This window comes from Xenorhabdus griffiniae, assembly GCF_037265215.1.
Taxonomy (GTDB): Bacteria; Pseudomonadota; Gammaproteobacteria; order Enterobacterales; family Enterobacteriaceae; genus Xenorhabdus; species Xenorhabdus griffiniae.
This window is the reverse complement of sequence record NZ_CP147737.1, coordinates 1,214,403-1,238,085: the sequence shown is the minus strand read 5'-3', so window position 1 is coordinate 1,238,085 and position 23,683 is coordinate 1,214,403. Positions and strand designations below refer to the sequence as shown.

Here is a 23,683-nt window from a genome sequence, read left to right as displayed (position 1 = left end):
TTGAAACATACCATATATGCATGTATAAAGAAACCATAAAAGCATATTGACAGGTTTTTACAGGAGGTCATTGATGACCCGCATTCCCGATACCGATTTAGCCCGCTTAAAGCAAACTGTCTCATTGCTGGGGCTGGCGCGTAAGCAAGGCCGTACGATGAAAAAACGCGGTGAGGATTATGTGCTGCGCTGTCCGTTCCATCACGAGAAAACGCCCTCAATGGTGATATCGCCTGCTAAGAACCTGTATCACTGCTTTGGCTGTGGCGCCGCGGGGTCGGTGCTGGACTGGGTGATACAAACGGAAGGCGTGACGCTGAAAATCGCTATCCGTCGGCTAAGGGAACTGGCCGGGCTGCCGGACATGGACAATACGGTGGTGGCCGCCTCTTCGTTAGCCGCCCAGCCGAAATCACAGGCTGCCCCCCTGCCGCGCCCGAAACTGGCCGACCTGGACGATGACGGACAGGCGCTGTTGCATCAGGTGATTGATTTTTATCATCAGAACTTACTGGCGTCACCGGAAGCCAAAGCCTGGCTGGAAAAACGCGGGCTGCATCATCCTGAACTGGTGAGTCACTTTAAGCTGGGGTACGCAGGCCATCACGGTATCAGCGGTTCCGCCGGATTGTTGCCGTCCAAAGACAGTCAGGAAGGTCAGCAGTTGCGCGGCAAGCTGTCGGGGCTGGGCGTGTTGCGTACCACCACCCGGCAGGACCACTTCCGGGGCTGCGTCGTGGTGCCGATAATCGGCTGGGCCGAATCGGCCAGTGTGGCCAGCCGCGGGCGGGTGCTGCAACTGTATGGCCGCCGAACCCAGCCGGATTACAAAGTCCTGAAAGACAGCCCAAAGCATTTGTACCTGTCCTCACCCCTGGCCGGAGTCTGGAATGAGGCAGCGATGAAAGCCGCTGCGGAAATTATCCTGTGCGAAGCGCTGATCGATGCCATGACGTTCTGGTGTGCCGGGTTCCGCAACGTGATTGCCGCGTTCGGGGTGAACGGGTTTAACCGTGAGCACCTCGACGCTTTGCAGTATCACGGCGTGAAACGGGTGCTGATTGCCTTTGACCGCGATGAGGCCGGAGACCGTGGCGCGGCTAATGTGGCGGCTGATTTACTGGAAGCCGGTATCGAGGCGTGGCGGGTGCAGTTCCCGCCGGGCATGGATGCCAATGATTATGCGCTGAAAAGCGGCAACGCCGAACATGCGCTGGGGCTGGCGTTGCAACAGGCAGTCTGGCTGGGACAGGGAACGGCACCAGGTGCGGTGTTCAGTCATGAGCGGCCCGTCTCGTCAGATATGACGGAAAAGCCCCAAAGTGCCGGTGTGGCTGAATCCTCTTCTTTAGCCGCCCCGCCAGAGCTGACCGTTGCACAAGTGCCCTGCGAGCGCACGGCGTCCGGTGAACTGCTGATGAAAAGCGGCCCCCGGGTCTGGCGGATACGGGGGATGAAGAAATCGCCGGTGCCCGATGTGATGAAAGTCAATGTGCAGGTGCGGGATGAAACCAGCGGGTTGTTCCATGTGGATACACTGGACATGTATCACGCCCGGCATCGTCAGAACTACATCAGCACGGCGGCGCAAGAGTTGGAATGCGAGCTGTCGGTCATCAAACGCGAAGCCGGACGGGTCTTGCTGATGCTGGAGCAGCAACAGGACGCGCAACAGCAGGCCGACGCCGAAGCCTCAGGAACAACGGCAGTTACGGTCAGCGCGGAAGATGAAGCCGCCGCGCTGGCGTTGCTGACATCGCCAAACCTGACAGAACAGATTATCCACGACATGGCCGCCTGTGGCGTGGTCGGCGAATCGACCAATCTGCTGACCGGGTATCTGGCGGCGGTCTCGCGCAAACTCGATAAACCGCTGGCCGTGTTAATCCAGAGCAGCAGCGCGGCAGGCAAGAGCAGCCTGATGGATGCCGTGCTGAACCTGATGCCGGAAGAGGAGCGTATCCAGTACTCGGCGATGACCGGGCAGAGCCTCTACTATCTGGGAGAAACCAGCCTGCAACACAAAATACTGGCGATAGCCGAAGAGGAAGGCGTACGGCAGGCGGCCTATGCCCTGAAACTGTTGCAGTCCGACGGCGAGCTGAAAATCGCGTCAACGGGCAAGAACGAACAGAGCGGCGAGCTGGTGACGCGGGAATACAAGGTACAGGGCCCGGTGATGCTGATGTTAACGACGACGGCCATTGATGTGGATGAAGAGCTGCTGAACCGCTGTCTGGTGCTGACGGTCAACGAATCGCGCGAGCAGACGCAGGCCATCCACGCCATGCAGCGGCACAGCCAGACGCTGGCCGGGTTGCTGGCTGACTCGGAGAAAAGCTATCTGACGCAGTTACACCAGAACGCCCAGCGCCTGTTAAGGCCGCTGAAAGTGGTCAATCCTTACGCCCATCAACTGACGTTCCTGTCAGACAAAACCCGGATGCGGCGCGACCATATGAAATACCTCACCTTGATACAGGCCATTGCCTTACTGCACCAGTATCAACGTGAAGTGAAGAAAACCACCCATCGCGGGCAGGTGATTGAATATATCGAAGTGACGAAAGACGATATCCAGCTTGCTAACCAACTGGCACATGAAGTTCTGGGGCGCACGCTGGATGAAATGCCGCCGCAGACGCGTAAGCTGTTACTGCTGATACAGGACTGGGTACGGGAAACCGCCGGACAACAGGCGGTCAGGGTCGATGAACTGCATTTTACCCGGCGGGATATTCGGGCCGCTCTGCACTGGGGCGATACGCAACTGAAAGTGCATCTGGCGCGGTTGCTGGAAATGGAATACCTGTTGCTGCACCGCCGCGGGCTGACCTATGAATATACGCTGCTGTGGGATGGTGAAGATACCGGGCAACCACATCTGTGCGGGTTACTGGAGATGACGGAATCCCAGTCAGAAACGACAGGCGATGCGTTCCGGTCGGGGTCAGAGGATATTCAGTCGGGTACAGGTCGGGGCAGGGTCGGCAGTCAGTCGGTCAGTCAAAATCCGGCCTCAGGGCAGGCAACACCAGACTTATCGGCGGAAGTGGCCGGGGTAAAACAAAAAACGGTTATTAAGGCAGAAAAAAAACCGACTTCAATCTCCCTGCCCGAAGAAACAGAAATGACGAATGACGCTGTTGCGGGCAAGGCGTTCCGGTCGGGGTCAGAGGATGTTCAGTCGGGTACAGGTCGGCCCCAGGTCGGTACACAGCCGGACAGACAAAATCCGGCCTCAGCACAGACAGCACAAGGTTTAACAACAGAGCCGGGCGGAGCCGGAAAGAAAACGGTTAACAGACATAAAACGCAAAAGGCCCCACCGCCCGCTGCCTCAGCCGCCCATTCCCAATCCGAAACGGAGGTAAATCATGGCAAACCGTAAACCGCGCAAAGGAAGTCTCCTGACCGTCGATGACGTCTACCGTCAGCCGGTGGGTCCGGCACATGACCCAAAAAGCCTGTATGCGCTGCTGCTGCGCTTCGTGGCATGGCGGCAGGAGCGGAACTGGTCGGAAACCACGCTGAAAGTGCAGACCCATCACACCTATCGCTTTATCCTGTGGGCCACGGACCGGGGCCTGTACTATGCCGCGGATATCACCCGGCCGATACTAGAGCGTTACCAGCGTTATCTGTACCAGTACCGCAAGACCAACGGAGAGCCGCTGAGCATCCGCACCCAGCGCACGCAGTTGCAGCCGTTGCAGGTGTGGTTCAAATGGCTGACGAAACAGAATCTGATACTGGCAAACCCGGCGGCGGACATTGAGCTGCCGCGGGAAGAAAAGCGGCTGCCAAAGTATATCCTGAGCATTGATGAAATCGAGCATATCCTGTCGCTGCCTGACCCAAATACGTTGCAGGGGGTACGTGACCGGGCCCTGATGGAGCTGCTCTGGTCAACGGGGATACGGCGCAGTGAAGCGGCCCGGCTCGATATCTACAGCATTGACGGGTCACGCAAAACCGTGACCGTCCGGCAGGGCAAGGGGAATAAAGACCGGGTATTGCCCCTCGGCGAACGGGCTTTAAGCTGGCTCCAGTTCTATCAGCAACAGGTTCGCCCGCAACTGCTGGTCACCCCGGACCTTCAATCGCTGTTCGTGGCGATGGACGGGCTAGACGGGTTGCAACCGAACGGTATCACCCATGCCGTGAGCGGCTATATCCGGGCTGCCGGCATTGAGAAAAAAGGTGCCTGCCACCTGTTCCGGCACGCGATGGCAACCCAGATGCTGGAGAACGGGGCGGACCTGCGCTGGATACAGGCGATGTTAGGCCATGCGAGCGTGGAATCCACCCAGGTGTATACGCAGGTCTCTATCCGGGCCTTGCAGGCGGTGCACGCCAGCACCCACCCGGCGGAGCAAATGGCTGACGAGAAAGTCAGCGACACCGATGAGGTGGGTTTACTAGCCGACCTGTACGCCGACGATAACGCCGACACGGACACGCCGCCGGACAGTTCAGAGCCGACCTCAACCCCCGATAGCCGCTGACCGCCCGCACGCCCCCGTTGAGTTGGGCGGGTTCGGTGTGGGGGCAGACCGTGGCCGGACTGCCCATCAGCATCGGCGCACGCGGGGGTAAATAGTCGTCAGGCGGCGCAAGCCCCGGCGTCCCCGTTGAGCTGGTACAGGCCACCTAACGCCTATTCAACATAATGCGGGGGAATTATACGCACTGCGCCGGTGAGCCCGGGCAACCGCCTGAGCATTGATGAGCGGCTTAATGCGTATAATTGGCATTATGTCTTGCGCCCCCGCGGGTCGGCATTGCGGGGAGTGGCGCACAAGGCTGCGCCTTCTGCTCTAACCGACTGAGCCGGCCATCGGCAACCCTGAGTTCTTCTTTAGCTGCCGGGTTATCGTCCAGCCAACACCCCTAAAGGCAGGTCGGCCTGCGGCCTCCGTTAATTTACGTCCCCCCGCCCCAACCCTGCTGCACTGGCTGCGCCCGGTTCGCAGTCGCAGGCTCCTTGCTCATTCCCGTGCTCGCCATCGCCGCCCCGTGCAGCCCCCCGAGGGGCTTCCCCTGAACCCGGCGGGGTCATGCAAAGCCGTGCCCGGTCTGAAACGCCCGTGCCCCAGAGCGTCGCAGGAGCGCCGCTTGCGGGCTCTATGCCGCCCGCACCCGCAGAACGGGCGCCCGCCGCCCAAGCGAGTTGGGCGACGTTCGCCCGTTGCCGAAAAAGGCGCTACACTGACAATGGCACGGCGGGAAAAACCGGCGTTCAGGGGTGAAAAGCGCGTCAGGGGGTTTTAGGGTCGGCGGTGAACGGCCATTGGAAAAAACGGGGTGTAACTGACTGAGGGCATTGGGAAAATCGGGGTCCGGCGGTCAACGTCGCAATGGAATGGGTTGTTATTGAGAATAATGCGCTGGCCTCGCGAAATCTGGATGATTGCCGCACGCTGTCACCGGAAGCGTGCGGCAAGGCTAAGGAGCTGAGCCAGCGTATTCTGGATAAAGGCTTGCCGTCAGTGGAGGACATGCGCGGTAAACTGGCATCGTGTCAGGATGACAGCTGCCGTAAAGGGGTCTGGACAGAATACCGGCAGGCCAGTGATGCGACCATCAACAGCCTGAAACAGATGGCGTTGAGTGGTGAGTTGAGCCGCGAAGAACTGGCATTCATCAACCATGAGTTGGGTAAAGAACTGGCGGTATCGGGATACCGTGCCAATGATAAGATAGGTCGTTCAGAGCAGAGCAGCTGGCTAAATGGCGGCAGCGGACCACTTTCTGGGTTTTTTAACACGGAACTGCGCCAAAAAGAGCTGGAAAACGCCGGGTTATCCAAGGCGGATGCGGCGCAGTACGTGAAGGAAGAGCAGCGTAACCTGATGTTGCTGGAGACCGCGACGGGAATTATTGGGGCAAAAGCCAGTGATAAAATGCAGGAGAAACCATCATCTGTACCGTCAATAAAAGGTTCGATTGTTAACAAAGGCAGTAGCTCTGAACAACATACTAATGAGCATAAAGTTATTGTTGTAGATAAAACAAAATATCCAGAATCAGCGAAGCATATTGAAGATGCTCAGAAAGCAGGGCATCCTAATGTGTTGACGATTGATCGTGAAGGCGCTGCTCAGAGGAGAAGAGAATCCTTGAAAAATACTCCTCCGGTGAAAGGTGCAGATCGTGATGAATATCCTCCTGCTATGTTTAAAGAAGGTGGCTCAGGCGCTTCGGTTCGACCAATTACCCCTTCTGATAATAGAGGAGCTGGATCATGTATTGGTCAACAATGTCGCGGATTACCTAATGGTGCAACTGTAATTATAAAGACAGACAAATCAGGCAAAATAGAAACGGAGAAATAGAAAAATGTGGCCTTTAACTGACAAATTACTCTCAATTTGTAGTCATGATATTTCTTCGGTTAGATCAGAAAAATATATTGCTTCCAATTATGGAAAATCATTGGTGGAGGAATTGAGCTGTTTATTGACTAAAAAAAATGGATTTTATGGCTTTGAGTCTGCATTACGCGTTTTTCCATATGAAACGATAGGTGAAGAGATCGGCTTAATTGATTGGAACAACAATAGGTTATGGATTAACTCGTACGAAGATATGGCTAAGGATGCTCTTTTCTTTGCAGAAGATATCTTTGGAAATCAGTTTTGTTTAAAAGATGATTGTATTCATACATTCGATCCTGAAACGGGATTATTTGATAAATTAGCCAAGAGTATAAATGAATGGAGTGGGATTATCTTGGAAGATTATGAAGTCTTAACTGGATATTCTTTGGCTCATAATTGGCAAAACATTTACGGCCCTATTCAATCTGGCTATCGTTTAGTCCCTAAAATTCCCTTTGTTTTAGGCGGAGAATATGAATTGGAAAATCTTTACTTAGCTCGAACAGGCGAATCAATGAGAGCCAGAGCTGATTTGGCTCTACAAATACGAAATATTCCCGATGGGGCAAGCATTAAAATGGACATAAAAGATTAAAAATCAGTTAGCAAAAGATCCCAGTCCAAGCACTGGGATCTTTTTTGAGTCGTCAGCTGTTCTCAACGAGCCGGATAATCAGCTGCCCCCGTTCAACGGTGATGTTCACCGCCTGTCCAGTAGTAAACCCGGCTTCTTCCAGCCAGTTGCCTTTAAGATGCAGGCTCGGATGCTGACTGTAATAGCGGGTTCTACCCGTGTTGCGATCTTCGTGGCGGGTGCTGGTATACCCCACCTTATAGCTGCGCCGGGCTTTTGAAATCTTCCAATCTGCATTACAATCGCGGTTAGCCATAGTAACTACTCCAATAGTTGCTTACGGTTAGCGGCGGTTCTGTGCTCCAACACGGGATCGCCGCACGTGTTTTACGTCTTACTTCTCGGTGCCCGCTCTGCTGTTGTTACGGGCAAAACGGTTGGCATCGTGTTTTAAAATCAATGACTCCAGTAACACCCTTGCCACTTCTTTCTCTTCCGGCGTGAACTGGCTGATAGCCTCAAACTGCAAACGCAGTTCTTCATCAGGGTTGCGCTCATTCTCGTCAAAAACCAGCGTATCTGCACTGACAGAAAGTGCACGGGAGAGCTTGCGGATAATCTCCAGTGTCGGTTGTACTTCGTCAGCTTCATAACGCCGGATCATTGTCACGTGACAACCGACTTTCTCCGCCAGTGCGGCCTGAGTAAGCTTGCGGTCTTTACGCAGGGTTACCAGACGTTTACCAAAGTCCATAGAAATTACTCGCCAGGGAAACAGAGCCAGCATTTTACCCCCTTGTTTAAACGTGATGCTTGAAACATACCATATATGCATGTATAAAGAAACCATAAAAGCATATTGACAGGTTTTTACAGGAGGTCATTGATGACCCGCATTCCCGATACCGATTTAGCCCGCTTAAAGCAAACTGTCTCATTGCTGGGGCTGGCGCGTAAGCAAGGCCGTACGATGAAAAAACGCGGTGAGGATTATGTGCTGCGCTGTCCGTTCCATCACGAGAAAACGCCCTCAATGGTGATATCGCCTGCTAAGAACCTGTATCACTGCTTTGGCTGTGGCGCCGCGGGGTCGGTGCTGGACTGGGTGATACAAACGGAAGGCGTGACGCTGAAAATCGCTATCCGTCGGCTAAGGGAACTGGCCGGGCTGCCGGACATGGACAATACGGTGGTGGCCGCCTCTTCGTTAGCCGCCCAGCCGAAATCACAGGCTGCCCCCCTGCCGCGCCCGAAACTGGCCGACCTGGACGATGACGGACAGGCGCTGTTGCATCAGGTGATTGATTTTTATCATCAGAACTTACTGGCGTCACCGGAAGCCAAAGCCTGGCTGGAAAAACGCGGGCTGCATCATCCTGAACTGGTGAGTCACTTTAAGCTGGGGTACGCAGGCCATCACGGTATCAGCGGTTCCGCCGGATTGTTGCCGTCCAAAGACAGTCAGGAAGGTCAGCAGTTGCGCGGCAAGCTGTCGGGGCTGGGCGTGTTGCGTACCACCACCCGGCAGGACCACTTCCGGGGCTGCGTCGTGGTGCCGATAATCGGCTGGGCCGAATCGGCCAGTGTGGCCAGCCGCGGGCGGGTGCTGCAACTGTATGGCCGCCGAACCCAGCCGGATTACAAAGTCCTGAAAGACAGCCCAAAGCATTTGTACCTGTCCTCACCCCTGGCCGGAGTCTGGAATGAGGCAGCGATGAAAGCCGCTGCGGAAATTATCCTGTGCGAAGCGCTGATCGATGCCATGACGTTCTGGTGTGCCGGGTTCCGCAACGTGATTGCCGCGTTCGGGGTGAACGGGTTTAACCGTGAGCACCTCGACGCTTTGCAGTATCACGGCGTGAAACGGGTGCTGATTGCCTTTGACCGCGATGAGGCCGGAGACCGTGGCGCGGCTAATGTGGCGGCTGATTTACTGGAAGCCGGTATCGAGGCGTGGCGGGTGCAGTTCCCGCCGGGCATGGATGCCAATGATTATGCGCTGAAAAGCGGCAACGCCGAACATGCGCTGGGGCTGGCGTTGCAACAGGCAGTCTGGCTGGGACAGGGAACGGCACCAGGTGCGGTGTTCAGTCATGAGCGGCCCGTCTCGTCAGATATGACGGAAAAGCCCCAAAGTGCCGGTGTGGCTGAATCCTCTTCTTTAGCCGCCCCGCCAGAGCTGACCGTTGCACAAGTGCCCTGCGAGCGCACGGCGTCCGGTGAACTGCTGATGAAAAGCGGCCCCCGGGTCTGGCGGATACGGGGGATGAAGAAATCGCCGGTGCCCGATGTGATGAAAGTCAATGTGCAGGTGCGGGATGAAACCAGCGGGTTGTTCCATGTGGATACACTGGACATGTATCACGCCCGGCATCGTCAGAACTACATCAGCACGGCGGCGCAAGAGTTGGAATGCGAGCTGTCGGTCATCAAACGCGAAGCCGGACGGGTCTTGCTGATGCTGGAGCAGCAACAGGACGCGCAACAGCAGGCCGACGCCGAAGCCTCAGGAACAACGGCAGTTACGGTCAGCGCGGAAGATGAAGCCGCCGCGCTGGCGTTGCTGACATCGCCAAACCTGACAGAACAGATTATCCACGACATGGCCGCCTGTGGCGTGGTCGGCGAATCGACCAATCTGCTGACCGGGTATCTGGCGGCGGTCTCGCGCAAACTCGATAAACCGCTGGCCGTGTTAATCCAGAGCAGCAGCGCGGCAGGCAAGAGCAGCCTGATGGATGCCGTGCTGAACCTGATGCCGGAAGAGGAGCGTATCCAGTACTCGGCGATGACCGGGCAGAGCCTCTACTATCTGGGAGAAACCAGCCTGCAACACAAAATACTGGCGATAGCCGAAGAGGAAGGCGTACGGCAGGCGGCCTATGCCCTGAAACTGTTGCAGTCCGACGGCGAGCTGAAAATCGCGTCAACGGGCAAGAACGAACAGAGCGGCGAGCTGGTGACGCGGGAATACAAGGTACAGGGCCCGGTGATGCTGATGTTAACGACGACGGCCATTGATGTGGATGAAGAGCTGCTGAACCGCTGTCTGGTGCTGACGGTCAACGAATCGCGCGAGCAGACGCAGGCCATCCACGCCATGCAGCGGCACAGCCAGACGCTGGCCGGGTTGCTGGCTGACTCGGAGAAAAGCTATCTGACGCAGTTACACCAGAACGCCCAGCGCCTGTTAAGGCCGCTGAAAGTGGTCAATCCTTACGCCCATCAACTGACGTTCCTGTCAGACAAAACCCGGATGCGGCGCGACCATATGAAATACCTCACCTTGATACAGGCCATTGCCTTACTGCACCAGTATCAACGTGAAGTGAAGAAAACCACCCATCGCGGGCAGGTGATTGAATATATCGAAGTGACGAAAGACGATATCCAGCTTGCTAACCAACTGGCACATGAAGTTCTGGGGCGCACGCTGGATGAAATGCCGCCGCAGACGCGTAAGCTGTTACTGCTGATACAGGACTGGGTACGGGAAACCGCCGGACAACAGGCGGTCAGGGTCGATGAACTGCATTTTACCCGGCGGGATATTCGGGCCGCTCTGCACTGGGGCGATACGCAACTGAAAGTGCATCTGGCGCGGTTGCTGGAAATGGAATACCTGTTGCTGCACCGCCGCGGGCTGACCTATGAATATACGCTGCTGTGGGATGGTGAAGATACCGGGCAACCACATCTGTGCGGGTTACTGGAGATGACGGAATCCCAGTCAGAAACGACAGGCGATGCGTTCCGGTCGGGGTCAGAGGATATTCAGTCGGGTACAGGTCGGGGCAGGGTCGGCAGTCAGTCGGTCAGTCAAAATCCGGCCTCAGGGCAGGCAACACCAGACTTATCGGCGGAAGTGGCCGGGGTAAAACAAAAAACGGTTATTAAGGCAGAAAAAAAACCGACTTCAATCTCCCTGCCCGAAGAAACAGAAATGACGAATGACGCTGTTGCGGGCAAGGCGTTCCGGTCGGGGTCAGAGGATGTTCAGTCGGGTACAGGTCGGCCCCAGGTCGGTACACAGCCGGACAGACAAAATCCGGCCTCAGCACAGACAGCACAAGGTTTAACAACAGAGCCGGGCGGAGCCGGAAAGAAAACGGTTAACAGACATAAAACGCAAAAGGCCCCACCGCCCGCTGCCTCAGCCGCCCATTCCCAATCCGAAACGGAGGTAAATCATGGCAAACCGTAAACCGCGCAAAGGAAGTCTCCTGACCGTCGATGACGTCTACCGTCAGCCGGTGGGTCCGGCACATGACCCAAAAAGCCTGTATGCGCTGCTGCTGCGCTTCGTGGCATGGCGGCAGGAGCGGAACTGGTCGGAAACCACGCTGAAAGTGCAGACCCATCACACCTATCGCTTTATCCTGTGGGCCACGGACCGGGGCCTGTACTATGCCGCGGATATCACCCGGCCGATACTAGAGCGTTACCAGCGTTATCTGTACCAGTACCGCAAGACCAACGGAGAGCCGCTGAGCATCCGCACCCAGCGCACGCAGTTGCAGCCGTTGCAGGTGTGGTTCAAATGGCTGACGAAACAGAATCTGATACTGGCAAACCCGGCGGCGGACATTGAGCTGCCGCGGGAAGAAAAGCGGCTGCCAAAGTATATCCTGAGCATTGATGAAATCGAGCATATCCTGTCGCTGCCTGACCCAAATACGTTGCAGGGGGTACGTGACCGGGCCCTGATGGAGCTGCTCTGGTCAACGGGGATACGGCGCAGTGAAGCGGCCCGGCTCGATATCTACAGCATTGACGGGTCACGCAAAACCGTGACCGTCCGGCAGGGCAAGGGGAATAAAGACCGGGTATTGCCCCTCGGCGAACGGGCTTTAAGCTGGCTCCAGTTCTATCAGCAACAGGTTCGCCCGCAACTGCTGGTCACCCCGGACCTTCAATCGCTGTTCGTGGCGATGGACGGGCTAGACGGGTTGCAACCGAACGGTATCACCCATGCCGTGAGCGGCTATATCCGGGCTGCCGGCATTGAGAAAAAAGGTGCCTGCCACCTGTTCCGGCACGCGATGGCAACCCAGATGCTGGAGAACGGGGCGGACCTGCGCTGGATACAGGCGATGTTAGGCCATGCGAGCGTGGAATCCACCCAGGTGTATACGCAGGTCTCTATCCGGGCCTTGCAGGCGGTGCACGCCAGCACCCACCCGGCGGAGCAAATGGCTGACGAGAAAGTCAGCGACACCGATGAGGTGGGTTTACTAGCCGACCTGTACGCCGACGATAACGCCGACACGGACACGCCGCCGGACAGTTCAGAGCCGACCTCAACCCCCGATAGCCGCTGACCGCCCGCACGCCCCCGTTGAGTTGGGCGGGTTCGGTGTGGGGGCAGACCGTGGCCGGACTGCCCATCAGCATCGGCGCACGCGGGGGTAAATAGTCGTCAGGCGGCGCAAGCCCCGGCGTCCCCGTTGAGCTGGTACAGGCCACCTAACGCCTATTCAACATAATGCGGGGGAATTATACGCACTGCGCCGGTAAGCCCGGGTAATCGCCTGAGCATTGATGAGCGGCTTAATGCGTATAATTGGCATTATGTCTTGCGCCCCCGCGGGTCAGCATTGCGGGGTGTGGCGCACAAGGCTGACGCCTTCTGCTGTCAGCCGCTGAGTCGGCCATCGGCAACCTCCGCGTTCTTCTTTAGCTGCCGGGTTATCGTCCAGCCAACACCCCTAAAGGCAGGTCGGCCTGCGGCCTCCGTTAATTAACTTCCCCCCGCCCCAACCCTGCTGCACTGGCTGCGCCCGGTTCGCAGTCGCAGGCTCCTTGCTCATTCCCGTGCTCGCCATCTCCGCCCCGTGCAGCCCCCAGGGGCTTCCCTGAACAAAACCGCGTGGTCATGCAAGGTCATATGCAAGCCGAAGCCACAGTGCCTCAGAGCGTCGCAGGGGCGCCGCTTGCGGGCTCTCTGCCGCCCGCGCCCGCAGAACGGGCGCCCGCCGCCCAAGCGAGTTGGGCGACGTTCGCCCGTTGCCGAAAAAGGCGCTACACTGACAATGGCACGGCGGGAAAAACCGGCGTTCAGGGGTGAAAAGCGCGTCAGGGGGTTTTAGGGTCGGCGGTGAACGGCCATTGGAAAAAACGGGGTGTAACTGACTGAGGGCATTGGGAAAATCGGGGTCCGGCGGTCAACGTCGCAATGGAATGGGTTGTTGAATAAAATAACTGATAAGAAATATCCGGGGTTAATAGAATATAGTTATCAATTACCTTCAGTAGACAGAGCAGGAAAGCCTACTGGGTACAAAAAAACTCAATCGAAGACAACATATGACCCTCGGGTCTTATCTGACGATAAAGTTCTTAAAATGTCTACTCAAGCAGCAAAACAATCAAAGGATTACTTTATATCCAATCCAGATAAAAGGGAGTATTCAACTAAAGTTGATGGATATTGGTTTAGAGTAACGAAAGATGCTAAAAGTGGAGAAATTAGTAATGCATTCATCACTATGCCATCAAGGAATATTCCATGAGAGATAAAACGAAGTGGTTAGACGAGACGAAAGAGTATTTAATAAATAATGATGGTGAAGATTTATACTATCTCATGTTCACTATGTTGAGTGAAGAAAAAATGAGCTTCATAAAATTTCTCTTGGATGCCTCAAAGGGAATTGGGTGTGTAGTTCATGAAGGATTAGAATATGTTTTAGATCAAGATCTGGATTATCCAGAAGATTTTGATTTAGTTACTTTTTATGTTGGCGAATTTGAAAGTTCAGAAATCACCCCAAATCAGTTTGTTATGCTGATGCAATATGTGTCTGATGCTTATATCAAGGCTTTTCCTGACAGTAAGGATACGGTAGAAAGACATATGAAAGCACTTACAGAACGTTATGCTTAGCACTGTATCGTGCTGGGATCGGCTGAAAATACCCAGACCACCCGGGGCGAAAACAGCAGTCAGGGCGGCAGTGTTGGCGTAGGGTTGACAGCCGGACAGGGCGGTTACGGCATTAAATTCTCGGCCAGCGTCAACAAGGGTAAAGGCCATGAAACCGGCGACGGGGTGACCCATAGCGAAACGTTGATTGATGCGGGTAACTACGACAGCAAGCAGCAGAATGCCAGCGCAGGAGCCAGCTTCACCTACGGCTCGATGAGCGGTTCGGCCAGTGTCAATGCCAGCAGGGACAAGCTGCACAGTACATTTGATTCGGTAAACGAGCAAACGGGCATCTTTGCCGGCAAAGGCGGGTTTGATATCCAGGTGGGGGAACATACCCAGCTTGACGGTGCGGTGATTGCCAGTCACGCGGATAAGGATAAAAACCGGCTAGAAACGGGCACGCTGGGCTTTAGCGATATCCACCAGGCCGAACAACCGATTGAATGAACTTCTGCCCTGGCCTGAAAACCCGTTTAGCTAAATCCCACTTTGTGTTTATCTGGCAATGTAAGGTGAGATCACCGGACGGTTACAGTTATTTAACGAAAATGTATTATTGAATTGATTTATGACTTTTCTTAATCCAGGGGGTATATCCATTTTCTGTCTTTTTATATTTCATGTTGGAATTGCATTAGCTTAATGTTCATGATGTGTATCACAAAAAGCTAAATGACTTAATGCCATTTCACTCAAGGTGACTTACACTAAAAGCGCTATATTTGTCATGTTCTATTATATTAAACTCTCTTGTTTATGGTAGTAGACAATTTATAGAAGCCTCAATGGTCGAAGCCATTGAGGCTTCGCCGTTTATGGTGATGGGAATACACAGCTCCGGTGATCTACCTATTACATTTAGTTTTTTCGCTATTGAATTAATAATAAAAAGAATTAAATTGAAAAAATTTAATCTATTCTCAAATGGATCAGGAAAAGTGATGAGTGATACCGATAAAAATGATAAGAGAAAGAAAATTCAAAAACGCTCCAGTCATTTTATTCCTTACAAAACGACGTATGATTTGCGTTTAAATAAAAGAGAACTCAATTTAATCAACATACTGATGCAGGTCCAGGGTTATGAATATGGCTTTTTTACCGTGTTAGGGGTTCGTCCTTTATCGCAACGGGGTAACCATAAAAACAGTGCCATCTATGTCGTGCGGTGCCGATGTGGTAAATACGCAGTCAGGACACTCAAGGCAATCAAAAATCCGGCGAATGTGGCTGATATGTGTGAGCATTGCCTTCACCTGTACAACCTGAGGCGCAGAAACCTTTTTCTCACGACAGGAAAAGAGGTCGATTTGTCAGAATTAACCGGCATTAAATATAAACATCCTTTAGAGATTAAAGTATAAGGGAATGGTGTTCCTGATAGGTTACGGACTATGAGTTTAAGACCGTATTTACCCTGACGTTGGGACTTTTTCGCTGAATTTCTCACCTTAATATCGAACAAAAGTTTGACCTTGCTCAACCTAATCGATAAGGTACTTAACTGTTACCCATGATCCATTGCCTGTAAGGATCAGCGTTAAGCGGCAAACGAAAACTCCCGTAGCCTGCAAGGGAGTGCATACCATGCGGTACATCTGCGCACTTTTGGAAGCAGATATCCCCGGACACCTAACCCATCGTCTGAGGATGAAAGTTTCCCGGTGTTATTCATCACCGGCTATTCACACAACAGGGCAAAATAGGCCCTGTCTTACGTTAAACGAGACCGTTTTAACCGGTACAACATTCACCCACGTTTTGTATCTATCACGATAAACGTCACGAAAATTACGCGGCGTCACTTGTGTTTGAGCGCAGCGATAACCAAGTGACGCCGCTCGGCGTCAACGTCCAGAGCACGTAGAGCCTGACTTTACGACCGATTTGATCCACGCATTACTCAAAGTCACCCGTTATTTCGGGCATTTTCTGATCCTGAACCCCGTTATTCGTTTGTTTTTTGACCCCATGCCTTGCAACAGGCTGATGCAGTAAAAAAGGAGAAATCACACCACGTCATGATTAATGAGGCGTTCATCCTGAGTAACCTCAGGCACTGAACGGGGAGTACTTCACCGCCGTGCTCAGCACGTAGCGAACTCCTGCAAAAACTCAACGCAATTTTCCTCTGCTACACATTATCTGACGCACCACGGAACGGTGAACCTGAACCGACACGCAGGGACTGGTTTAAAAACGAATGAAAAATAATCAAAGTAAGCAGGAGAGGCGGGGATGACGCAGAAATCAGCACGGTCGAAAATTGAACGGTTCAGAAAAGAATTTATCACCCATGCCCGAAAAGGGCGCGGAAGTTTTGCCACCGTCTCAGATCGTGAACGGATTGCCCGGCAGTTCCTTCACTTTCTGAAAGACAAGGGTATCAGGCTTCGACAAATGGACAGCCTCAAAGCAAAATATATTGAACGCTATATGGCTGAGCGTAAGGCCAACAAAATTAGCCACCGAACCTTGCAAAATGAGATGTCAGCACTACGAACGATTTTGAGGCAGGCGGGCAAACTTAAACTGGCTGCACCGGATAACCCCCGCCTGAGTAACCGGGCACTGGGTATTGCCGGAACGAGTCGAACAGGCACTAAAACGGCATTAACGTCTGCGGAGTTTCAGGCAGTTTTTCAGCAGGTGGAGCAAAAAGACCGGCGCGTGGCAGCGGTGATGCAACTGGCGTATGTGCTGGGACTGCGTACCAAAGAAGCGGTGGAAGCCTACAAATCGTTAGCGACCTGGAAGAAAGCACTGGAAAACGGGCATACGTCTGTGCGGGTGGTGTTCGGTACTAAAGGTGGACGCCCCAGACAGACGGTCATACTGGATCGGGCAGCCCTGCAACACGCGATTGCTTATGCTGAACGCGAGCAGGCCAGGCGCAGTGGTAAACTGATTGATAAGCCGACGATCACGCAGGCCATCGACCGTTACCGCTATATTGTCAGAAGCTCAGGATTGACGGGTAAGAACGCCCCGCACAGTATGCGTTACCATTTTGCTCAGCAATCCGGGGAGCATTATATAGCGCAAGGATTTAACGAGCGGGAAGCGCTGGCACTGGTCTCAATGGATTTAGGGCATGGCGATGGGCGAGGGCGCTATATCAGGCAGGTGTATTATCAAAACAGAAAGGTTGAATAATGCGTTTTTTTTGCTAAAGATATTATTGCTATATTGAAAGGTTACTAATTATTCAAATTATTCAAATCGCCGCTGTAGCCATCCGAAGATTATATAAATTCACTGTCTGTCTCCTATTCGGATTGTAGGGATTGTGTATACAGCCCCTACATGATACTGAAAAATCAAATAGAAAATGCATTTCTTTTTTGATATTTTTCGATTATTTGATTCTTTCTTATTTTATAACCACCAAATTGTTTTTCGGTTCTTTCTTTTATACGCTTAATTCGTAAGTTTATGTGTGCTTCAGATGAAACCTTAGCATTTGATATGGATAGGATGGATTTTGTTGTTAAAAATTCTTCTTCAGAGTCATTACATACATAGATTAGTGCATCTAGATTTTTGGGTTCTAAAAAAAATTTTATTTCGTTTTTATATAAATTACATTCATTTTCATAATTTTCTTTTTCAGATAATATTTCATGAATTCTTTTTAGCCTAGGTGTTTTTATTTCTTCAGGTTTAAGACTACAAACTTCATGGTAAGTATCAATTAGATACTTTATATTATTCATAAGGCTAATTATCTTTTGCATTGTTGGGATTGGTTTTAAATTACATAAGGTTCCAACAACCCACTGGGATTTGTTTTTTTCAATATCGGAGTGTGGTTTTTTTAATATATCTATCTTTATCTCCCAGTTTTTGTTTTTTTGTGCATTGTAAATAAATTGTAGTACTACATTGGGAAAAATTTTATAAAATAAAGCTGCTTTTTCTCGTGTTTCAATAAGATTAAATCTTAGATTTGAAAGTTCTTCATTCCAAATTAAAACCTGAGAGCGATATTCCTGTATTTTATCTAGCGTTTTTTTTCTTTCAATTTCTTTTTTGACACGCTTTCTTTCAAGAATGAAATTTTTATCCGCCTTAAAATAATTTCGTGCACAATGACCGCCAATTAAAGCTTCTTTACCATCTGTAGTGATACCGAGCCACCCACTTTTATGATTTTGATGACAGATTCCTTTATGCCCCTTAACCTGACAAGCAACATCTTCATCAAATTTATATTGGCCAATTAACTCTTTGAAGTTTTCCGGACTAATTTCTTGTTCATTTGAAAATGCAGGGCGGTTTTCAATTTCAATAAAACTTGAAAAAAACTCCGATTTTTCTGACATTTAAGCTCCTGATATAGTATTTCTGGTTTAATATTGTCCGCTTGTTAAATATACAGTTTAAATTATGGGTGGGCAAGAGGGGTTGTACGCTAAAATCCTTGAAAATTCCGTTGAATAGGTATTGTCTGGCATATGGGTGCTCCTATTGTGAGAAAGTCTGTTCCTGAATACGAGGGTTTTAAGAATGGCACTATTTTACTAGTTATTTGGTGGGGCGCCAAAGAAACATAGCAGCGGAGAAAAAGCCATCACACTTTATTTTGGCATTATTTTCTGTCCCGGGAAATGAATTACCCATTGATCTGATGATTTCTGTTGATTAGCGTAGTCAGACTTATCCATGATCCGGTCGCTTGTGAGGATCACCTTCGGGCAGCGACAGCAACACTCCCGTAGCCTGCAAGGGAGTACACTACGGTGTGGTACATCTGCGCCCCTTTGGAAGCAGATATCGTCAGTCTGATGACGATGAAGGTCGCTTAATCTTATCCATGATGGCCAACCGGCCAGTCACCCAACGGGGAACACATTTCCCGTTGGGTCAGGTGTTCTCCGTTGTTTTTATCAGGAGAATACCATGCAACAACATACCCCCCCGGCCACGGTGCACACTGTGCCCCCGGCTGAACGCTCCCCTTTTGCTGACATTTTTCCGCACACCGGTTCACTGGAACTGATGTTGCTGGAGCACACGTTCATTAAAGCGGCTGCCGGGCTGTGTGACGATGAGCGGTGTGACCGATGGCAGTACCGGAAGGTGTCAGACTGTATCGCCTATATCGTGCCGATGCGGCCGGATTCTTCTGGCGTCAAGGTGAGTACGACGGACTTTAAAGGTGAAGTCTCCGCTGATGCCTTTGGACTGATGGTGACCCTGAGTGTATTGGGTTACCTGACTGACCTGATGAAGCTGGATGGATATGCTGAGCGGTTTTGCGCCCTGCGTGAATATGCGCGGCAACATCCTCAGGCTCAGTGTATCCGGACGGCTCTGGGCTTAAAGGGAGAACGTGATGCCGGATAATGAACTGGTGCTGCTGGACAGCCTGGCCCTGTCGGTCGTGTTTCCCGACAAAACCCCGCTGGAACGGTTGTTTCTGGGTTTCCTGCTGGCGAATACCGCCTCACAGTTGTGCGGTGAATATCGTCCTGAGCAATGGCGCAGCCGGAACGTGTCTGATTCCCTCACGTATATGATCCCCACCGCGGCAAAAACCTATTCGGTTTATCTGCCGGAGACGACACTGACGGCCACGTTATCTGCGGATGCGTTTGGTCTGGCCGTCACCGCGATTGTGTTTGCCCGTATCGCTGAGTTGGATGAGCCGAATGCCGATGCGTTCCGGTTCTGCGAACTGCGCGAATACGCACTGCACCATCCGGAAACCGGGCTGCTGCGTGCGGTACTGGCGTTGAAGCCCAAAGAGGACATCATCCGCTCGTCACTTATCCATAATAACCCTCATCACCACTGACGTTATCAGCCCATGAGGTTGTTAACCCTTTTCTTTAGCGCCTGACCGGGGAGCCGACAACACCTTCCCGTTACCGGGCGGGTGTTGTCTTTTATTGACATCCAATCAAGGAGAGCCACACCATGAACCCGATTTTTTTACCTGCGCCGGAGAGCACGACACCGGTCTCGCAGGAAGCGATTTTTACCGTACAGGTCACCGGCCTGATACAGCATCCCCAACGACCCCAATCGTTGCGGGAGGAAACGCTGACCGTGTGTGAGACCGACTCGGTCACCGAAGCGGTACAGCGGCTGAAAGTGATCCATCTTTTGGGTGACTGGCCGGTACCGGAAATGCCCTCAGCTCAGTGCCGGCGGGCTTTTTTCCCACTGACCGTGATGATTTATGACGCCTAGGATAACAAGGTACTCGGTGGCCGCTTTGATGACGAGATTGTCTGGGCACAGCCGGTCACCGTGACATCAGAACGTCTGTCGCTGGTGCAGAAACAACAGCGCTTGTGTCAGTCGGCCACCTTTGAGCTGAGCTGGCAGAATGCCGGGGCGGCGCGTGTCTTGTGGCATGAGGCGAATCTGTTGTCACTGCATATGATTTCGCCCGATTATCAGCACCATCCTGAAGTCCGGGATATTCTCCGGCACAGCACAATCGTCAGCGTGTGAAGGCGAGGTATCACCCTGGCACCTTTACGTTTAACCGTCTGGCAGATGATTGCCGCCGCGTTGCTGAAACGTCATTCTGGTCTGAGTCTGAATGACACGGCATTGTGTGAAACCGAAACGGTAACCGAACTTATCGCTCACGGTGTCAGGTCATCCGAAGCCATTAATGACTGAGTGGATAAATACGATTTAACCCGGCTGGACGCCCCGGCAATGACGCCCGGTACACCGTATCCGGGCGTGCATGATGAACTGACGGTCATTGTCGGCAGTCAGGTTGCCGGTATCTTCAGACGGGATTTCAACTGACACTTTTCTTCAATCACCCATCGGGGGAACTGACTCCCGTGGGGGAACAGTTTCTCCGGTTTTTAAACTTAAAAATCAAAGGAACTTAACCATGGCAGAATGGGTCACTAATCAACTGGAAATTACGGGAAAATCCGTTTGTCTCGATGTGATGCAGCAATGGGTCTGCGGGGAAGAAGTCCCCCGTTACCGTCAGGCGGTATTACAGAGCCTGCGCCTGTTTCTGGCCGGCTGTGCGGGGATATTAAAACCCACCAAACCCCTCACTTACACACCGTATCCGGAACTGATTCGGGGAACGGCAGCGCCGACCGCGCAGAATCTGGCGTTTGAACAGTGGCTGGCGCTGTTGCAGGACAATGTGTTGTTGAGCACCGAAAATATGAAGCGGATTGACAGTATCTACCGTCAGTCAGGCTTAAGCCTGCTGCGCTGGGAGACTATACCGGCATCAGCGCGTGACATGATTGCCCGCCTGCTGACCCGTCAGTATACCGACTGGTTTGGTGTGGTGGGCTGGTCTGACAATCTTGATATCGGCGCGTGCTGGGAGAAGCTGGCGGTTTACCCGACCTCGGCCCAGCCCTGCGATATGCTGATGATACGACCGACCCGGCTGGCTCCGGAGATTAACGGCAACAGTGGCTTATTAAAAGGAATGACCACCACAGCGCAGTGCTACGATGAGCACTATGGGCTGGAATGGCCGTTCGGTCATCATGTCCGCTGGGAACGGCGCCATCTCAGCAGCTTAACCGTGCGTTTTGACACGCCGTGGGTCCCCCCTTCGGCAGAACTGATGGGCGGGTTGTCATCGGTGTTTGACTGTGAAATCCGCCACTGGTACAGCGAACCGTCAGGCAGCCTCAAAGGCTATGATTGTTATGACCAGGGCGAGCATGTGGACAGTCATAACGGGCAGGCAGGACACGAAAACCGTCCGGCCCTGTATCTGGTTAACGGAGACAAAACCGAACCGGCACTGGCGTTACCGGCGATGGCCGTCGGGCAGTAACCCGCTGTTTAACGTTGTATCAGCTTATTTTCACTTCAACCGAAAGGGGAAACACGTTCCCCTTCCGGGGCGTGTTTACCTTTTTTGTTTTATAGGAAAACACGCCATGGCTTCTCGCCCTGACTATCAGAAAGAGTTTATTTTGCTGTTTAAACAAACCGCCCGTTCCCGTCACCGTTATCGGGTTTTTCAGGATTTTTGCAACTGTGCGATGGCGGCCATTCACAATAAATACTGTTTCAGTGAGGAACTCGAGCAGTTCTATCTGAAAACCATCAACAAATACGAACGGGAAGATATTGACCGGATTGTGGAACTTTTTTCGATGACCGTGCTGGCATTGTCGGAAGCACCCGGTGATTTTCTCGGCAGTGTGTTTATGCAGCTGGAGCTGGGCAATAAGGAACTTCAGCAGTTCTTTACGCCCTGGAGTGTGGCCAGAGTCATGGCACAATTGCAGTTGCATGAGGTGTCTGACTTGTTGCAGACCCGACCCTTTGTCACTTTCCACGAACCTTGCTGTGGTGCAGCCTGTATGATGCTGGCCGCCGCAGAGGTATTAAGAGAGCAGGGACATGATCCGTTGTCCAGTATGTGGGTGTCTGCGATTGATATCGATCCGCTGGCAGCGGTGATGGCCTATATCCAGCTTTCCCTGGCCGGTATTCCGGCGGCGGTCACGATTGGTGATGCTCTGCATGATGGTGGCAGCCAACGAACCCGCTACACACCGGCCCATTATCTGGGCAACTGGTCACAGCGTTTGCAGGCCTATGAACACGCGGCCTGATTTCTGTTTTCATCCTCTTTGTTTCACGACTGCGCCTTTCGGGGCGCTTTTTTACGTTTAAGGGTAAGTCATACAAACAATTTTCATTTTCGCAAAAAGAGTTTCGCCTTGTTTCCGAGTGGGATTGACCGACACTGAGCCAAATTTGACAAGGAGAAAAGTGATGTTTACACGTTTTAAATCGCATTTTACCCGCTCGCCAGCATTACAGAAAAAATCATCAGGGCAAAAAACGAGCGGGGCTTGTGATAACGGGGACTATTTCCGGCCACAATCAGTGGAGGCGTTGCTGGCAACCCCCTTGCGCCATCAGTGCCTGCAACAATTATGGCAAAACAGTACGCTCCCTGAAGGGTTGTACCAGCGTTTTTATCTCGCCCCGATTAAACAATTATTGGGCAGTGTTCAGCAGATACCCGCCTCTCCGGAAGGGAAGTGGTCAGGCCGTGGCGGATTTGCTGACCTGACACTGCAATTTACCACCTGTGCCGTGCGGCTGGCGAAGGGGCATTTACTGCCGCCCGGTGTGACACCGGAAACGCAGGCAGCACAGGGTGTCTTATGGCAGGCGGTGGTATTCTGGGCCGCGTTGTTTTACCACCTGCCATTGTTGCGGCAACTCGAAGGGGAACTGGAAGACGGGCAGGTCTGGCAACCGGGCATCGGTATTCCCGACAAACCGTTTCGTTTCCGTTTCCGCGCCCCGGAGAACATACCGTCGGCTCCGCAGGAAGTGTTGCTGGCCGCCTGTCTGTTACCGGAAAAAGCCATGATGTGGCTGGTGACGGTACCGGAGGTCTGGCACTGTCTGATGCAGCATCTTAACGGACGACCCTCCACTGTCCCATTGATAGAGACATTGCTTCAGGATGCGGCCGGACAGGTTCAATCCCCTTTGCAGGTGAAACCGGTGACGGAGACCGTGTTCTCTACTGAAGACAACCCTGTGCCGGAAACGATATCCACGCCTCCTGTCAGTGAAATCACAACCCCATCGCCCTCTGTGTCTGACGATACGCTGACATTATTATCCTTATTTCAGTCACCGGATGCATCTTCACCACAAAATCAGGGAAAAAATCATCATCACGGTCCGAAACTGACCAAACAGCCGGGACGGGAGAAAGAAAGTATTGCCACTGACAGTCACCCACATTCATCATTTAAAGGTAAATAATTTAAAGGGTTATTTGTATTTTATTGCCGTGAATTGTTT

Annotated in this window: 22 protein-coding genes and 1 pseudogene; 19 read left to right on the top strand and 4 right to left on the bottom strand. The window is 52.5% G+C overall.

The features are described 5' to 3' along the window. The first annotated feature begins 73 nt into the window (after positions 1 to 73). The 4 genes from WDV75_RS05570 (at position 74) to WDV75_RS05555 (ending at position 6,978) form a co-directional block, all read left to right on the top strand. Entirely contained in the window at positions 74 to 3,391 is a 3,318-nt protein-coding gene (locus WDV75_RS05570; RefSeq protein WP_273572111.1) for a CHC2 zinc finger domain-containing protein, read from the top strand. Further along, positions 3,378 to 4,508, top strand: a complete 1,131-nt coding sequence (xerC, locus tag WDV75_RS05565) for a site-specific tyrosine recombinase XerC (RefSeq protein ID WP_273572113.1) — start codon at positions 3,378 to 3,380, stop codon at positions 4,506 to 4,508. The genes WDV75_RS05570 and xerC (WDV75_RS05565) overlap by 14 nt, the downstream gene beginning before the upstream one ends. An 852-nt stretch (positions 4,509 to 5,360) precedes the next feature. After that, on the top strand, positions 5,361 to 6,338 hold the full coding sequence (locus tag WDV75_RS05560; RefSeq protein ID WP_338860837.1) for a NucA/NucB deoxyribonuclease domain-containing protein: 978 nt from the start codon (positions 5,361 to 5,363) through the stop codon (positions 6,336 to 6,338). Between the two features lie 4 nt (positions 6,339 to 6,342). Further along, positions 6,343 to 6,978, top strand: a complete 636-nt coding sequence (locus tag WDV75_RS05555; protein WP_273572105.1) for an SMI1/KNR4 family protein — start codon at positions 6,343 to 6,345, stop codon at positions 6,976 to 6,978. Between the two features lie 52 nt (positions 6,979 to 7,030). Here WDV75_RS05555 and WDV75_RS05550 read toward each other — a convergent pair whose 3' ends face one another. After that, positions 7,031 to 7,273 (bottom strand): SymE family type I addiction module toxin, encoded by a 243-nt coding sequence (locus WDV75_RS05550; RefSeq protein WP_112896961.1) that lies wholly within the window; start codon positions 7,271 to 7,273, stop codon positions 7,031 to 7,033. A gap of 78 nt (positions 7,274 to 7,351) precedes the next feature. Beyond that, positions 7,352 to 7,744, bottom strand: a complete 393-nt coding sequence (locus tag WDV75_RS05545) for a helix-turn-helix domain-containing protein (protein WP_228903054.1) — start codon at positions 7,742 to 7,744, stop codon at positions 7,352 to 7,354. Between the two features lie 99 nt (positions 7,745 to 7,843). On the opposite strand from WDV75_RS05545, the gene WDV75_RS05540 reads away from it, so the two are divergent. Further along, positions 7,844 to 11,161, top strand: coding sequence for a CHC2 zinc finger domain-containing protein (locus tag WDV75_RS05540; protein WP_273572111.1), 3,318 nt, complete (start codon positions 7,844 to 7,846; stop codon positions 11,159 to 11,161). After that, a complete protein-coding gene (gene xerC, locus WDV75_RS05535; RefSeq protein ID WP_273572113.1) occupies positions 11,148 to 12,278 on the top strand; it encodes a site-specific tyrosine recombinase XerC in 1,131 nt (376 codons plus the stop codon). Before WDV75_RS05540 ends, xerC (WDV75_RS05535) begins: the two co-directional genes overlap by 14 nt. 415 nt (positions 12,279 to 12,693) lie before the next feature. Here xerC (WDV75_RS05535) and WDV75_RS05530 read toward each other — a convergent pair whose 3' ends face one another. Then, positions 12,694 to 12,834, bottom strand: coding sequence for a hypothetical protein (locus WDV75_RS05530; RefSeq protein WP_273572344.1), 141 nt, complete (start codon positions 12,832 to 12,834; stop codon positions 12,694 to 12,696). Positions 12,835 to 13,145: 311 nt separating this feature from the next. On the opposite strand from WDV75_RS05530, the gene WDV75_RS05525 reads away from it, so the two are divergent. The 5 genes and pseudogenes from WDV75_RS05525 to WDV75_RS05505 all read left to right on the top strand — a co-directional run bounded on the left by WDV75_RS05525 (position 13,146) and on the right by WDV75_RS05505 (position 17,044). Then, positions 13,146 to 13,469 (top strand): CdiA family toxin C-terminal domain-containing protein, encoded by a 324-nt coding sequence (locus tag WDV75_RS05525; RefSeq protein WP_273572346.1) that lies wholly within the window; start codon positions 13,146 to 13,148, stop codon positions 13,467 to 13,469. Continuing rightward, positions 13,466 to 13,843, top strand: coding sequence for a hypothetical protein (locus tag WDV75_RS05520; protein ID WP_273572347.1), 378 nt, complete (start codon positions 13,466 to 13,468; stop codon positions 13,841 to 13,843). The genes WDV75_RS05525 and WDV75_RS05520 overlap by 4 nt, the downstream gene beginning before the upstream one ends. Before the next feature lie 12 nt (positions 13,844 to 13,855). Continuing rightward, positions 13,856 to 14,308: pseudogene (locus WDV75_RS05515) on the top strand (hemagglutinin repeat-containing protein); the annotation flags it as partial. A gap of 521 nt (positions 14,309 to 14,829) precedes the next feature. Continuing rightward, positions 14,830 to 15,252 carry a hypothetical protein gene (locus tag WDV75_RS05510; protein ID WP_074021858.1) on the top strand — a complete coding sequence of 141 codons (423 nt, stop codon included), beginning with the start codon at positions 14,830 to 14,832 and terminating at the stop codon, positions 15,250 to 15,252. An 874-nt stretch (positions 15,253 to 16,126) separates the two neighbouring features. Continuing rightward, on the top strand, positions 16,127 to 17,044 hold the full coding sequence (locus tag WDV75_RS05505; protein WP_273571057.1) for an integrase domain-containing protein: 918 nt from the start codon (positions 16,127 to 16,129) through the stop codon (positions 17,042 to 17,044). A gap of 164 nt (positions 17,045 to 17,208) precedes the next feature. On the opposite strand, the gene WDV75_RS05500 is transcribed toward WDV75_RS05505, so the two are convergent. Continuing rightward, positions 17,209 to 18,213: a hypothetical protein gene (locus WDV75_RS05500; protein WP_273571058.1), complete on the bottom strand. Its 1,005-nt coding sequence runs from the start codon at positions 18,211 to 18,213 to the stop codon at positions 17,209 to 17,211. Positions 18,214 to 18,790: 577 nt separating this feature from the next. On the opposite strand from WDV75_RS05500, the gene WDV75_RS05495 reads away from it, so the two are divergent. The 8 genes from WDV75_RS05495 to WDV75_RS05460 all read left to right on the top strand — a co-directional run bounded on the left by WDV75_RS05495 (position 18,791) and on the right by WDV75_RS05460 (position 23,644). Next, the gene (locus WDV75_RS05495) at positions 18,791 to 19,237 is read left to right on the top strand and encodes an antirestriction protein (protein WP_273571059.1); all 447 of its coding nucleotides are present in this window, start codon (positions 18,791 to 18,793) and stop codon (positions 19,235 to 19,237) included. After that, complete coding sequence (locus WDV75_RS05490) at positions 19,227 to 19,688, top strand: antirestriction protein (RefSeq protein ID WP_273571060.1); 462 nt, start codon at positions 19,227 to 19,229, stop codon at positions 19,686 to 19,688. The genes WDV75_RS05495 and WDV75_RS05490 overlap by 11 nt, the downstream gene beginning before the upstream one ends. Positions 19,689 to 19,810: 122 nt before the next feature. Continuing rightward, positions 19,811 to 20,086, top strand: a complete 276-nt coding sequence (locus WDV75_RS05485; protein ID WP_273571061.1) for a hypothetical protein — start codon at positions 19,811 to 19,813, stop codon at positions 20,084 to 20,086. Between the two features lie 60 nt (positions 20,087 to 20,146). After that, positions 20,147 to 20,353 carry a hypothetical protein gene (locus tag WDV75_RS05480; protein WP_273571062.1) on the top strand — a complete coding sequence of 69 codons (207 nt, stop codon included), beginning with the start codon at positions 20,147 to 20,149 and terminating at the stop codon, positions 20,351 to 20,353. 45 nt (positions 20,354 to 20,398) lie between these two features. Further along, a complete protein-coding gene (locus WDV75_RS05475) occupies positions 20,399 to 20,527 on the top strand; it encodes a hypothetical protein (RefSeq protein ID WP_338860828.1) in 129 nt (42 codons plus the stop codon). 226 nt (positions 20,528 to 20,753) lie between these two features. Next, positions 20,754 to 21,677: a DUF1281 domain-containing protein gene (locus WDV75_RS05470; protein WP_273571063.1), complete on the top strand. Its 924-nt coding sequence runs from the start codon at positions 20,754 to 20,756 to the stop codon at positions 21,675 to 21,677. A gap of 106 nt (positions 21,678 to 21,783) precedes the next feature. Beyond that, a complete protein-coding gene (locus WDV75_RS05465; RefSeq protein WP_273571064.1) occupies positions 21,784 to 22,467 on the top strand; it encodes an N-6 DNA methylase in 684 nt (227 codons plus the stop codon). A 163-nt stretch (positions 22,468 to 22,630) separates the two neighbouring features. After that, entirely contained in the window at positions 22,631 to 23,644 is a 1,014-nt protein-coding gene (locus tag WDV75_RS05460; protein WP_273571065.1) for a TraI domain-containing protein, read from the top strand. Positions 23,645 to 23,683 lie beyond the last annotated feature (39 nt).